At 60.0% G+C, this 12,212-nt stretch carries 11 protein-coding genes and 1 pseudogene; 7 read left to right on the top strand and 5 right to left on the bottom strand.

The window, feature by feature from the left end; all coding sequences use genetic code 11:
• Positions 1-67: 67 nt before the first annotated feature.
• A complete protein-coding gene (locus tag MKZ40_RS10165; RefSeq protein ID WP_254627026.1) occupies positions 68-2,011 on the top strand; it encodes a methyl-accepting chemotaxis protein in 1,944 nt (647 codons plus the stop codon).
• 255 nt (positions 2,012-2,266) lie between these two features.
• Positions 2,267-2,695: a host attachment protein gene (locus MKZ40_RS10160; RefSeq protein ID WP_175088969.1), complete on the top strand. Its 429-nt coding sequence runs from the start codon at positions 2,267-2,269 to the stop codon at positions 2,693-2,695.
• Positions 2,696-2,857: 162 nt separating this feature from the next.
• Here the strand turns inward: MKZ40_RS10160 and MKZ40_RS10155 are convergent, their stop codons facing one another.
• Positions 2,858-3,805, bottom strand: a complete 948-nt coding sequence (locus tag MKZ40_RS10155; RefSeq protein ID WP_175088970.1) for a LysR family transcriptional regulator — start codon at positions 3,803-3,805, stop codon at positions 2,858-2,860.
• A 286-nt stretch (positions 3,806-4,091) separates the two neighbouring features.
• Here MKZ40_RS10155 and MKZ40_RS10150 point away from each other — a divergent pair, with 286 nt between their 5' ends.
• A complete protein-coding gene (locus MKZ40_RS10150) occupies positions 4,092-4,868 on the top strand; it encodes a ferredoxin--NADP reductase (protein WP_043331585.1) in 777 nt (258 codons plus the stop codon).
• 126 nt (positions 4,869-4,994) lie between these two features.
• Here the strand turns inward: MKZ40_RS10150 and glnK are convergent, their stop codons facing one another.
• The 3 genes from glnK to MKZ40_RS10135 all read right to left on the bottom strand — a co-directional run bounded on the left by glnK (position 4,995) and on the right by MKZ40_RS10135 (position 7,100).
• Complete coding sequence (glnK, locus tag MKZ40_RS10145; RefSeq protein WP_024951507.1) at positions 4,995-5,333, bottom strand: P-II family nitrogen regulator; 339 nt, start codon at positions 5,331-5,333, stop codon at positions 4,995-4,997.
• A 149-nt stretch (positions 5,334-5,482) separates the two neighbouring features.
• Positions 5,483-6,730, bottom strand: coding sequence for an ammonium transporter (locus MKZ40_RS10140; protein WP_175088971.1), 1,248 nt, complete (start codon positions 6,728-6,730; stop codon positions 5,483-5,485).
• A 31-nt stretch (positions 6,731-6,761) separates the two neighbouring features.
• A complete protein-coding gene (locus MKZ40_RS10135; RefSeq protein WP_175088972.1) occupies positions 6,762-7,100 on the bottom strand; it encodes a P-II family nitrogen regulator in 339 nt (112 codons plus the stop codon).
• A 437-nt stretch (positions 7,101-7,537) separates the two neighbouring features.
• On the opposite strand from MKZ40_RS10135, the gene MKZ40_RS10130 reads away from it, so the two are divergent.
• Complete coding sequence (locus MKZ40_RS10130; protein ID WP_175088973.1) at positions 7,538-7,912, top strand: accessory factor UbiK family protein; 375 nt, start codon at positions 7,538-7,540, stop codon at positions 7,910-7,912.
• A 92-nt stretch (positions 7,913-8,004) separates the two neighbouring features.
• Here the strand turns inward: MKZ40_RS10130 and MKZ40_RS10125 are convergent, their stop codons facing one another.
• Positions 8,005-8,283: a hypothetical protein gene (locus tag MKZ40_RS10125; protein WP_217485823.1), complete on the bottom strand. Its 279-nt coding sequence runs from the start codon at positions 8,281-8,283 to the stop codon at positions 8,005-8,007.
• A gap of 1,137 nt (positions 8,284-9,420) precedes the next feature.
• On the opposite strand from MKZ40_RS10125, the pseudogene MKZ40_RS10120 reads away from it, so the two are divergent.
• The 3 genes and pseudogenes from MKZ40_RS10120 to MKZ40_RS10110 all read left to right on the top strand — a co-directional run.
• Positions 9,421-10,266: pseudogene (locus MKZ40_RS10120) on the top strand (magnesium chelatase domain-containing protein); the annotation flags it as partial.
• Between the two features lie 80 nt (positions 10,267-10,346).
• Entirely contained in the window at positions 10,347-11,318 is a 972-nt protein-coding gene (locus MKZ40_RS10115) for a hypothetical protein (RefSeq protein WP_175088975.1), read from the top strand.
• 113 nt (positions 11,319-11,431) lie between these two features.
• On the top strand, positions 11,432-12,121 hold the full coding sequence (locus MKZ40_RS10110; protein ID WP_175088976.1) for a hypothetical protein: 690 nt from the start codon (positions 11,432-11,434) through the stop codon (positions 12,119-12,121).
• Positions 12,122-12,212 lie beyond the last annotated feature (91 nt).

Below are 12,212 nucleotides of genomic sequence, written 5' to 3'. Positions count from 1 at the left end.
AGACCGACGCGCTCTGCGCTGGCGGCCCCCGGCCCCCTTCCCGATGGATTCGAACCAAGGAGTGGCGATGTTTGCCTCGTTACGTGCGCGCATCACGTTAGCCTGTGTGGCGATAGTGCTGGTGGCGCTGGTGGTCGTCAGCAGCCTGAATGCCTGGACCACGTTCCGCAATACGCATGCCGATGAGAGCGACTACCAGCAACAGTTGCTGAGATCGAACGCCGCCCAGTTGAGCCAGTGGTTCAGCGTACATATCAATGCGGTGAGCGGAATCGCGGCCAGTAGCCTCGAGAACTTCCCCGATGCCGCCTTGACCCAGGCGATGAAGCAGGGCGACTTCAGCAAGACCTATGTCGGCTTCCCGGATGGTCGTTTCCGTTACTTCGATGGGCGCCCGGGGCGGGCAGGTTATGACCCGCGCCAACGCGGCTGGTACCAGGCGGCGGTGGCGGCCGGCAAGCCCGTCATCACGGCGCCCTATGTCGGAGCTACCAGTGGCGAACTGGAAATCAGTGTGGCGGCGCCGGTCTATCGTGGCTCACGGCTGGTCGCCGTGGTCAGTGGTGATCTGCCGCTGGCGTTCATCACTCGAACGGTCGCCGAACTCTCGCCGACGCCCAACAGTTTCGCCTTCCTGATCGACGATACCGGCACGCTGATCGCCCACCCGGATGATGCCCTGGTGCTCAAGCCGATGAGTGCACTCGCATCGGCCCTGACGCCCGAGACCCTGACCAGCAGCAGTCGCCTGGTGGCCGCTGGCCAGTCGGCACTGGTGGTCGATATCCAGCAGCGTGAGTACCGCATGTTCAGTGCCGAGCTTGATTCGACAGGGCTGGGTGATGCCGGTTGGCGTCTGGCGCTGGCCCTGGATGTGGCCGACTCGAATGCACCGCTTTATGCCCAGCTGTGGACCACGCTGGCCATGACGCTGCTGGTGTTGCTGGGAGCCGCTGCCGTGATGTCGTGGATCGCCAGTCGCAGTCTGCGCGGCCTGGCGCTGGTGCGTGATGCGCTGGTGGATATCGCCGCGGGGGAGGGCGATCTCACGCGGCGCATTCAGGTCAGCGGGCGTGATGAAGTCGCCGAGATCGGTAATGCCTTCAACCGCTTCGTCTCGACCCTCAATGGCGTGCTCAGCGAGATTCGCCTCGCCAGCGGTGCGGTGCAGACCGCCGCCGCCGAGATCAGCCAGGGCAGCCAGGATCTGTCGTCACGCACCGAGCAGGCGGCGGCCAATCTGCAGGAAACCTCGGCCTCGATGGAGCAGATTTCCGGCACCGTCGCCCAGTCCGCGGACTCCGCACATGAAGCTGACGGGCTGGCCAAGTCGGCCAGTGAGGTCGCGCGTCGCGGCGGTGAGGTGATTGGAGAGGTCGTCACCACCATGCAGGGCATCGATGATGATTCGCGCAAGATCACCGAGATCGTCAGTGTCATGGACTCCATCGCCTTCCAGACCAACCTGCTGGCATTGAATGCCTCCGTCGAGGCGGCCCGTGCCGGCGAGCAGGGGCGTGGCTTCGCGGTGGTGGCCGGTGAGGTGCGTACCCTCGCCCAGCGCTCTTCCGAGGCCTCGCGGGAAATCGCCACGTTGATCAGCTCCGCCAACGAGCGCACGCGCAATGGTGCCGAACAGGTCAGGGTGGCCGGCAGCACCATGAACGAAATCGTCGCCAGCGTCATGCGCGTCAGTGAGGTGATCGGCGAGATCAGCCATGCCACCCAGGAGCAGAATCACGGTGTCGGACAGGTCTCCAGCGCCGTAGCCGAGCTGGACCAGGTGACACAGCAGAATGCGGCGCTGGTCGAGGAATCCGCCGCGGCAGCGGATGCGCTTTCCGAGCAGTCGGCGCGTCTGGCCGAGATGGTGGGACGCTTCCGTCTGGATGGCCCTGCGCAGCCGCCCGCAATGGCGACACGCAGCGCTGGCACTCTCTCCGCACAGGACTCCAGCCCCCGCGCTGCCAGACCCGTTGCATCGGAGGAGCTGGATTGGCAAGCTTGGTAAGACCAGCAGCACGCAAGCCAGTCAGTCGCCAGTGACAGGCATCAGACGCCAGGGCCGCCCTTCGGGGCGGCCCTGGCGTTTTTGATTATCTGCTTTCCTGTCGATCTTCCGGCGTCGGGCTGGCGGGGTGGTGAGCGGGAAATGAGCGGCAAGGGTTGAATGTGCGCAAGGGTGCCAGCATGTAGTCAATTGAAAGCGAAGCGATGATCGTCATTCCTCATCAACGACGCCTTACGAGAGACAGGGAGTGTGTAAATGGTTACTTACATCGTTGCTGCCGACGCCGCCCGTGCACGTATCTTTGCCCGTGCCGCTGGCAAGGTCACCGAAGTGGAAAGCCTCGTACATCCTGAAAGCCGCCAGCATACCGGTGACCTGAGAACCGGTGGCAAGGGTGAATCCAGCGGCGGTCACGGCAGCCTGCATCAGACTGGCGATGATGGCGCGACCTCTGACAAGCATCAGGACTTCTTCGCCAAGGAAGTCGCGCAATACCTCAAGCAGACGGCCAATGACGGCAAGTTCGATGAATTGATCATCGCCGCTGCGCCCAAGTTCCTGGGGGCGCTGCGCGACAAGCTCGACAAGCCGGTCGCCAAGCTGGTGACGGAAACCTTCGACAAGGACCTCTCCCACGAGAGCGCTGATGAGATCAAGGCACGTTTCACCGGCCTGACTCACTGATCACACCCCCCCGTCATCCAGAGACCAGGACGCCGCCAGCGGTAACGTTGGCGGCGTCTGTGTGTAAGTGGTCACTATTATTGTGATTCCCGTGACAAGAGGGATGGTGCCTTGATGCTCTGTGCCATCAGGCTCGGTTGCTGAAGGCCGTGCATGTGCGAATCACGGTACCTGCGGCAGGATGATCTCGTCACTGCGTGAGGCGCTGCCGCTCAGGTTGCGGCAACCGGCGACGAATTCGCGCATCGCCTGGGTGATGAAGCGATCACGATGGTGGACGAAGCGATAGGCGCGGGTCAGCTCCAGCCATGGAGTGGGCAGCTCGACGAGGCTGCCGCGCCGAAACGCATCTCTCAGCGCGAGGCGCGAGATGCAGCCGATGCCGAGCCCCGCTTCCACGGCGCGCTTGATGGCTTCGGTGTGTTCCAGCTCCAGCATGATGTCGAGGCGCTGGGAAACGCTGGTCGAAGGCCCTTCCAGGTGCGGGCGCAATGCCTGCTCGAAGGTGCCGCGTGTGCCGGAGCCACGCTCGCGCATGATCCAGCGTGCCGCCAGCAGACGCTCAAGCGTTACCTCACCCTGTGCCAGCGGGTGTGACGGCGCACAGAAGATGCTCAGCCGATCACTGACCCAGTGGGTCGCCTCCAGCAGCGGATGCTCCACCTCGCCTTCCACCAGCCCGATGTCCAGTTCGAAGTGCACCAGCTTGTCGATCAGCTGATGGGTGTTGTGCACGTGCAGCTCGACACGGCTGGCGGGATGATGGTGCAGAAAGTCACCGATGATCTGAGGCGCCAGGTAGTTGCCGATGGTCAGCGTCGCGCCGATTTCCAGCGAGCCGGTGGCGTCCTGCTGACCAAGCAGCTGCTCCAGCTCCTCGGCCTGGTCCAGCAGTGCGATCGCCTTGGGCAGCAGCTCACGCCCCAGGCCATTGAGTCGCAGGCGCTTGCCATGGCGATCGAACAGCCGGCAATCGAACTGACGTTCCAGCTCGGCCAGTGCCGTGCTGGCCGCTGATTGCGACATGGCCAGACTGTCGGCGGCCAGAGAGACATTGTCATGCCGCGCCACCGCCACGAAGACGGCCAGCTGGCGAAGACTGTAGCGCATTCGACCTCCCGGGGCATGCAGTGAAGGGGCAGAGGTGAGGAGGCGAAAGTGAACGCAACGCAGGATTCGCCGTCAGAGCGGACGGATCCTGCACGATCGAGGTTGAAATGCGATTCATTCGCAACCAATATTGGTAAACTAGATAACCTATATCCAGATAAACCATTTAACGCATAACCCTGCAGTGACTACAATCGCTGCATAGTTCATTGGGTCATAAGCTGTTATTTGTTTATGCCAAGATAGAATATTGAATTCGAGGGGTCACGCCCCGGGAGGCCATCAGGTGAGCAGTCTGACCACAACCGAAGTCATCGACGTCCATCACTGGAACGATTCGCTGTTCAGTTTCCGCACTCAGCGTGAAGACAGCCTGCGCTTCAAGAACGGCCAGTTCGTGATGATCGGCCTGGAAGTCGAAGGCAAGCCGCTGATGCGCGCCTACTCGATCGCCAGCCCGAACTACGAGGAGCACCTCGAGTTCTTCTCCATCAAGGTGCAGGACGGCCCGCTGACCTCACGCCTGCAGCACCTGCAGCCGGGCGATCAGATCATGGTCTCTCGCAAGCCGACAGGCACGCTGGTACTGGACGATCTGCTGCCGGGCGAGAATCTTTACCTGTTCTCCACAGGCACCGGCCTGGCGCCGTTCTTGAGTGTCATCCAGGACCCGGAAACCTATGAGCGCTATGACAAGATCATCCTGATGCACGGTGTGCGCCATGTCTCCGAGCTGGCCTATGCCGACATGATCGCGGAAGAGCTGCCCAAGCACGAGTATCTGGGCGAAGAGATCGCCGAGAAGCTGATCTACTACCCGACCGTGACGCGCGAGGAGTTCCGCAACCAGGGCCGCATCACGGACCTGGTCGAGAACGGCAAGCTGTTCGAGGACATCGGCCTGCCGCCGCTGGATCCGAAGCGCGACCGCGCCATGATCTGCGGCAGCCCGGCGATGCTCGACGACATCAGCGCCATGCTGGATGCGCGTGGCTTCGCCATCTCGCCGAAGATGGGCGTGCCGGGTGACTATGTGATCGAGCGCGCCTTCGTCGAGAAGTGATCCGCGAGCATCACGCATGAACGGCAAGTGCTGAAACAAAAAACCGCAGGCCGATGGCCTGCGGTTTTTTGTGTGCTCATGTCAGCGGTCGGGGCAGCACGTCAGCCAGGGGCTTGCGCCAGAGGCTCAGACGGCGTCCTTGCCGGTCTCGCCGGTACGGATGCGAATGACCTGCTCCAGTGGTGAGACGAAGATCTTGCCGTCGCCGATCTTGCCGGTGTTGGCGACATTGGTGATCGCCTCGATCACGGAATCGATCATGGCGTCATCCACCGCGACTTCCAGCTTCACCTTGGGAAGGAAGTCGACCACGTACTCGGCACCCCGATACAGCTCGGTGTGGCCCTTCTGGCGGCCGAATCCCTTGACCTCGGTCACGGTGATACCCTGCACGCCAATCTCCGACAGGGATTCGCGCACGTCGTCGAGCTTGAATGGCTTGATGATGGCAGTGACCAGTTTCATCGTGTCTCTCCTTGGGTGATGGTGCGGGTAACGAGGCCTGCTCGTCACGCCGGTCTCTAACTCAAGCATACACCGCTTATCCAGTCAGGAAAAAAGACTCCCGCCAGGTGGCGGGAGTCTTGAGGCTGCAGATGCTGTCACGTCCAGGCTTACTTGCGGCTGGAGGTGAATTCCGGGTAGGCCTCCATGCCACATTCGGCCAGATCCACACCTTCGTACTCTTCTTCCTCGCTGACGCGGATCCCCATGATGGCCTTGATGATCAGCCACACCACGAGGCTTGCGATGAACACCCAGGCGAAGATGGAGGCGGCGCCCAGCAGCTGTGCGGAGAAGGTGGCATCGTCATTGGTCAGCGGCACGGCCAGCAGACCCCAGAGACCGACCACACCGTGCACGGAGATGGCACCGACCGGATCATCGATCTTCAGCTTGTCGAGACCGACGATGGAGAACACGACCAGCAGACCGCCGACGGCGCCGATCAGGGTGGCAGCACCGACGCTCGGTGCCAGCGGACCCGCAGTGATGGCGACCAGGCCAGCCAGCGCGCCGTTGAGGGCCATGGTCAGGTCAGCCTTGCGGAACCACAGACGGGCGAGGATCAGCGCGGCGATGACACCACCACAGGCAGCGGCATTGGTGTTGACGAAGACCTGAGCGACCGCGTTGGCTTCATCGATGTTGGACAGCACCAGCTCGGAGCCGCCGTTGAAGCCCAACCATCCCAGCCACAGGATGAAGGTACCCAGCGTGGCCAGCGGCAGGTTGGCGCCCGGGATGGCATTGATCTCACCGTTCTTGCCGTACTTGCCCTTGCGAGCGCCCAGCAGCAGCACACCTGCCAGAGCGGCGGAAGCGCCGGCCATGTGCACGATGCCGGAGCCGGCGAAGTCGCTGAAGCCCGCTGCGCTCAGGAAGCCGCCACCCCAGGTCCAGTAACCCTGCACCGGGTAGATGACGCCAGTCATGACCACGGCGAAGGCCAGGAAGGCCCACAGCTTCATGCGCTCGGCGACCGCACCGGAGACGATGGACATGGCGGTTGCCACGAACACCACCTGGAAGAAGAAGTCGGAACGAGCGCTGTAGTAGATGTCGCCACCGGAAGCGAGCGCTTCCTCAGCGGTATTCTCGGCACCGATCAGGAAGCCCAGGCTCGGCAGGAAGCCGCCTTCGGCGCTCGAGTACATGATGTGGTAACCGACGACCATGTACATGGTGCAGGCGATGGCGAACAGCGCCACGTTCTTGGTCAGGATCTCGGTGGTGTTCTTGGCGCGGACCAGACCGGCCTCGAGCATGGCAAAGCCGGCTGCCATCCATAGCACCAGGGCGCCACAGACCAGGAAGTAGAAGGTATCAAGTGCGTACTTGACCTCGATGATCTCGTTCATGCGGGGTTCTCCTTGTTATTGTGCGCGGGGCTCAGACAGCGTCGGCGCCGCGTTCACCGGTGCGGATACGGATGACATCGTCCAGCGGAGTGACGAACAGCTTGCCGTCGCCGATCTTGCCGCTGTTGGCCGCCTGGGTGATGGCGTCCAGTACCGATTCCACACTGCTGTCATCGATAGCCACTTCAATCTTGACCTTGGGAAGGAAGTCGACGACGTACTCGGCACCGCGATACAGCTCGGTGTGCCCCTTCTGACGTCCGAAGCCCTTCACTTCGGTGACGGTAATCCCCTGCACGCCGTTGTCGGCCAGTGCTTCTCGTACGTCGTCCAACTTGAAGGGTTTGATGATGGCGGTGATCAGTTTCATGTGCTGCCCCCGTTCGCTACCGGAATGATCATTCTTGTTAAGCATGGCCAGTCAGATGAGCTGGCGGCCTGTTCCTGACAAGTGCATCGCACGAGATGTGCCATGAGGCTGAAAATCCTTGTAACTCATCTGGTTATCGCCAGATGGCTGACCGTCTTTCGGCCTGTGCAAAGATGGCTGAATCCGGAGGTCACCTGGCATGCACCGTAATGGTGCTGCTTCTGCGCCTTTGGGTGTGGGGGCAAGTGCTAATGTGGTGCAGGTGTGTGCCTGCCGATGAGGATTGTCTGGTGCAGGACGATGCGGGGCATGCACCCGACTCCAGGGTTGCGTATCCTTGCAGCAGGACACGACGGCCCCATGTACAGGGGTGTCATCATTTTCTGACCGGCAGTCCGCACGACGCGGCTGCCGGCCCGCAACGGCTGAGGTGCAGCATGTTCAAGAATGACGTCATCGGGCGTATGGCCCAGCAGATCGGTGAGCGCCTGCAGGATGCCTCGCATGGCCCGGAAGAGCTGCAGAAGTCCGTGCAAGGGGTGATGCGCGGTGCCTTCGACCGCATGGAACTGGTCTCGCGTGAAGACTTCGACATCATGATGGATGTGCTGACGCGTACGCGCAGCCGCGTCGAGTCGCTGGAAAAGCAGGTCATCGCTCTTGAGGCACTGCTGGAAAAGCAAGGGCTGGTAGCGGGCAATGCACCGGCTGCCGAGCCCGCCATGCCAGTGGATGACGAGGGGGAAGCCGCGGTGGCGAAGCGTGAAGCCGCCAGCCACGCCGCGGAGATCGAGCGCCAGCGCGACGCCTGACTCGTCAGGTGACGGCTGAACCAAAACCGCCACGCCCTTTCGGGGCGTGGCGGTTTTTTGCGTCATGGGCGCCGCTGATTCCGGGGGAAGCCTCAGGCAGTCTGGGGACGAGTGCCCAGCATCCAGCGCACCAGACCTACCACTGAGGCGATGATCCAGAAGATCTCGATCACGAAGCTGGCGAGGTTGAAATTGATGCACAGGCTGATCAACAGCAGGATCGCCCCGCTCAGATTCATCAGGTTGTAGGTCAGGCTGCGGGCATCGAGTCTGCCGAGCTGCAGCAGGAAGAAGGCGCCGACGACCAGAGTGGTGCCTAGCATGCCGATCACATCCGCCAGGGATGCCAGCGGGGCAAGCATGTCTTGCATGGGTAGTGCTCCTGAAACAAGCCGAAGTCGTCCTGAATGGCTGGCCCTTTCCGTGGGTTGGACGATTCTCTGCCGCGCATCGGCGGCGTTCCGTGAGACAGCTTGGCGGTCATCCCGGCAAGGCCGGGACAACCGATCAAATATACAGCAGTCCCCGTCCGGCGGCACTCTTGTGGTTCTCTCGAGGGCGCCATGGCCCCTGTATGAGCACTTTCTTGGTGCAGGCAGGTATCAAGTCGGCCTCTCGCCATTCCCGTGTGGCGCCTGGTGGCGCTGAAATGCGCCAAAACAGGCGCTTTTGCGTGGAAAGTGCTGGCGAAACCGCTACTTTTAATCCGCCGTGAGCGCTTGTCGGCAATGCTGGCGAGCGACCCGCATCGTCAGCACCCGGGTGCGTTGCGACGCGTGAAGCTGAAATGGCAGTCGCAGTCGCAGTCGCAGCCGCAGCCGCAGTCGCAGCCGCAGCCGCAGGGCGCCAGATGCTCTCAACTACCAGGCAGCAACAAGTCGTCACCCAGTGCCAGGTCCTCAGGCGCCAATCCCTAGGCATCAACAACCCGATACTCGTGCAAATTCCTCGAGCGCAGCGCATGCGCCTTCTCTGATTCAACCTGATCTCTGACATGGCTTTCATCACTCGACTGAGTCGAGTGTCCAAGAACCTGTCTGTGCTTATTGAGTTTAATTTCTGTTGACTGGAGATGTGAAGGCTGTGGATTGCCTGGTCTGACGTTGGCACGTTTGATCATCGATGGTATCAGCGTGTTGACTGATGAAGTTTTGAGCGCTCAAAAAATGTCCACACGCGATGATTATGTAATCTTGTCCACAGCCTGTCTATTAGTTACGCATCCAGTAATTTCGGTATCCTGGGGCGTAAAGAGGTTTACGTTATATGCGCGAGAATCGTCATCTGAACACACATTTTCAGGTGATGCATGGCAGTGTCGTGGGGGGATGCGAAGCCTTGCGGCAATTGTCGAGCGCCCGAGCGTTGAGGCGCTCGCCGTCTGGGGGGTATGAGGTTTGCCATGCTGGGAGGGTTGGCAGCGGTGTGTGCCTTCGTGCTCATGGCAGGCCAGGGCCTGCTCCGATTGCGCCGTGCAACTGAGAGGCGGCATCACGCAGGGAAGACTCATGTCATTGGCAATGTTGCGCACGCGCGCGTCACTTGGTCTCGAAGCGCCGGAAGTTCAGGTGGAGGTACACCTTTCCAACGGCTTGCCGGGGCTGTCCATCGTCGGCTTGCCGGAAGCGGCGGTGAAGGAGAGTCGTGAGCGGGTGCGCAGTGCGCTGCTCAATGCCGGCTTCGAGTTTCCGGCGCGCCGTATCACCCTCAATCTGGCGCCAGCGGACCTCCCCAAGGAAGGCGGACGCTTCGATCTGCCCATTGCGCTGGGGATTCTGGTTGCCTCAGGGCAGATACCGGAAGAAGCCGTAGCTGCGATGGAGTGCCTGGGTGAGCTGGCGCTCGATGGCAGCATCCGCGCCGTGACTGGCGTGCTGCCAGCCGCACTCTGCTGTCGCAAGGCGGGGCGGACGCTGGTGGTGCCGCGCGGCAATGCCGACGAGGCGGCACTCGCCGAGGAGTTGGAAGTCCTGGCGGTGGGCCACCTGCTGGAGCTGGTGGCCCACCTGCTGGGGCGCGAGCGCCTCACAGCGCATGTGTGCTCGATCATTCCCCAGGCGCGCCTGCCAGAGCCCGACCTGAGCGAGGTGCGTGGCCAGCATCAGGCACGCAGGGCACTGGAGATCGCCGCGGCGGGCGGCCACAACCTGCTATTCGCTGGTCCGCCGGGCACCGGCAAGACGATGCTGGCCAGTCGCCTGTCCGGCATCTTGCCGCCACTGGGCGAAGGGGAGGCACTGGAAGTCGCGGCGGTGCGCTCGGTATGTGGCCTGCCGATCATGGAGCGCTGGGGTCAGCGGCCTTTTCGTGCTCCGCACCACACGGCCAGTGGGGTCGCGCTGGTGGGCGGTGGCTGTCATTTCCAACAATTGTTGCGACTAAACAATAATTACTGCGACAATCTCTATGTTGAGTTTACATAGAGCACGCCCTTGTGACCGTTTCTCTCAAACAATGCAGAACCTTTAGCTTTCAAGATGGCACCCTTAAAGACGAAACTGAGCGCTTGGTCGTTTGGTGGTACGGGCCTATCTTCAAAAATATCCGCTCACAAAGCGTCCCTAAAATTTATGTATTTTTAAGACCTATTGATCAGGAGAACAAATTAGGAGATGTGATTAAGCGAACGACGGTCTTAACGCATGTCGGGCTATTGAGAATCGGCTCCGTCTGGGAAAAGGGCGTGAGCAACTCCCGCATCGCATTTGAGGAGAAAACATTCCCTGTTTCGTTCTCTCCGGGCGGCTGGCGGATTGTCTCCTTAGACGACTTACACAAAGCAGGGCGCAGCCTCTATACCTCCTTTCATGAGGCAAGCTATTTACCGCTGGACAGAAAACACAAATCGTACCTGATTGAATTTTACCTCCCAGGTGGCAAACATCTGCTCATCCCTTGCACCGAATTTTTTGCACGCGTTTACGGTCGATCATCTGAAATCAAGCGGGTGCTCGCCACTTACCCTTGGGAAGAAGTAAAAGAGCGTCTTTATCGACCGCTTAACGCGCCTGCATCCCCAGGTACGTGGCCTGTCAAATTTACGTATCGTGTTCATAAACACGATGCTATTTTGCTCGCGCATATGCTGTACGATCCCTATGCTGAACAGGCTGCCAGAAGCATTTACTCACAGATTGAAGCCCGCTTCCCCGCAGATAGGATACTTTTTGAGGTCACGCCTTGGTTCCAGGGCAGCGGGGAAATCTCTGTTTCTGGCGTTCCGATTGATGGTGGCAACACATTTCTAGGATTGCAGATATTAGGCTGTACGCAGCCCGACGGTGCCACGATCCACCGCGAAAGAGAGAAGTCAAGTCAACGACAGTACCAGCCACCGATGGCGATGATGCTCCCACTCAATTTCCCTATCATCAGCTTCAAGACATCCCCGATGTCATTGACCTGACGGATGATGAAGAGCCCGACCATGGCTCTTCTTGGCTAGACCTTCCTGAGGACGAATTCGTTATTTTAGGTAAGCCTCGCGCTGTCTTGGATAAACGATATACTCGAAAAAATGTGCCCGATACACGAGGCGTCCCCGTTCCGGGTGACGAAACCATTTTCTCCACTGGGGAGCCACATGGATCAGGAAAAGGGGTCGGACAGGCCTCTATTCATGCTCCTATTACACTGGAATCACAGGGCTTTCTACGTGATATGTGGAATGCGCTTCTCTATTTACAATCGGCCTATCCCGCAACGATTCGTGGCGTTAGCTGGTTTACCTTTGAAGACGGCTTTAGCACTTCCCCCGACCCTCGGTTGATCAGCCTCGAACCTTTCGAAATAGACGAGGAGGTGAAAACGACAGTCGCTAATTGGGTTTACATTGATACTCAGACCAAGCTACCTCGCGGGGTGCTCGTCATTAGGGTGCATGTGTTAGATCAAACACTCTATCTCATGGAGATTCAACGACGCCCTCCAAAACCCAGAGCTGGCGGTAGCGAGGAGGCATCCAAGCCTCCTTCCTATAAAGGTTTGGTCTTCACGCTGAGCCACCAAGGCAGCTTCGAGCAGTGGTTACGCCAAGTGCTGTCTAACGTGCGGCACGTAGAAGGTGTTGTCCAAAAACTAGTTCGTCACTGCCCAGGATTCGCCGATACGTTTAAGCACCCTAAATCCAAAAAGGAACAGATACCCTGCGAAGCCTCTGTGTTAAATGCTTTTAGCAAGGTCAGTATTGGTCGCAGTGACTTAGCGTAGGTACTATTTGTAACCTTATAAGTAGGCGGTATCTGTTTTGTCGGTAAGAGCAACCAGTACACACCGTGTGCAGGTTGCTCTTCTGACGGAG

The sequence above is a fragment of the Cobetia sp. BMC6 genome, from assembly GCF_029991385.1.
Taxonomy (GTDB): domain Bacteria; phylum Pseudomonadota; class Gammaproteobacteria; order Pseudomonadales; family Halomonadaceae; genus Cobetia.
This window is presented reverse-complemented; position numbering and strand designations above follow the sequence as displayed.

Coding starts and splice junctions, on each gene's coding strand:
- MKZ40_RS10125 (WP_217485823.1), bottom strand. CDS start 8,283: ATGCAAGACATGCTTGCCCCGCTGGCATCCCTGGCGGATGTGATCGGC.
- MKZ40_RS10155 (WP_175088970.1), bottom strand. CDS start 3,805: ATGCGCTACAGTCTTCGCCAGCTGGCCGTCTTCGTGGCGGTGGCGCGG.
- MKZ40_RS10160 (WP_175088969.1), top strand. CDS start 2,267: ATGGTTACTTACATCGTTGCTGCCGACGCCGCCCGTGCACGTATCTTT.
- MKZ40_RS10165 (WP_254627026.1), top strand. CDS start 68: ATGTTTGCCTCGTTACGTGCGCGCATCACGTTAGCCTGTGTGGCGATA.
- glnK (WP_024951507.1), bottom strand. CDS start 5,333: ATGAAACTGGTCACTGCCATCATCAAGCCATTCAAGCTCGACGACGTG.
- MKZ40_RS10135 (WP_175088972.1), bottom strand. CDS start 7,100: ATGAAACTGATCACCGCCATCATCAAACCCTTCAAGTTGGACGACGTA.
- MKZ40_RS10130 (WP_175088973.1), top strand. CDS start 7,538: ATGTTCAAGAATGACGTCATCGGGCGTATGGCCCAGCAGATCGGTGAG.
- MKZ40_RS10140 (WP_175088971.1), bottom strand. CDS start 6,730: ATGAACGAGATCATCGAGGTCAAGTACGCACTTGATACCTTCTACTTC.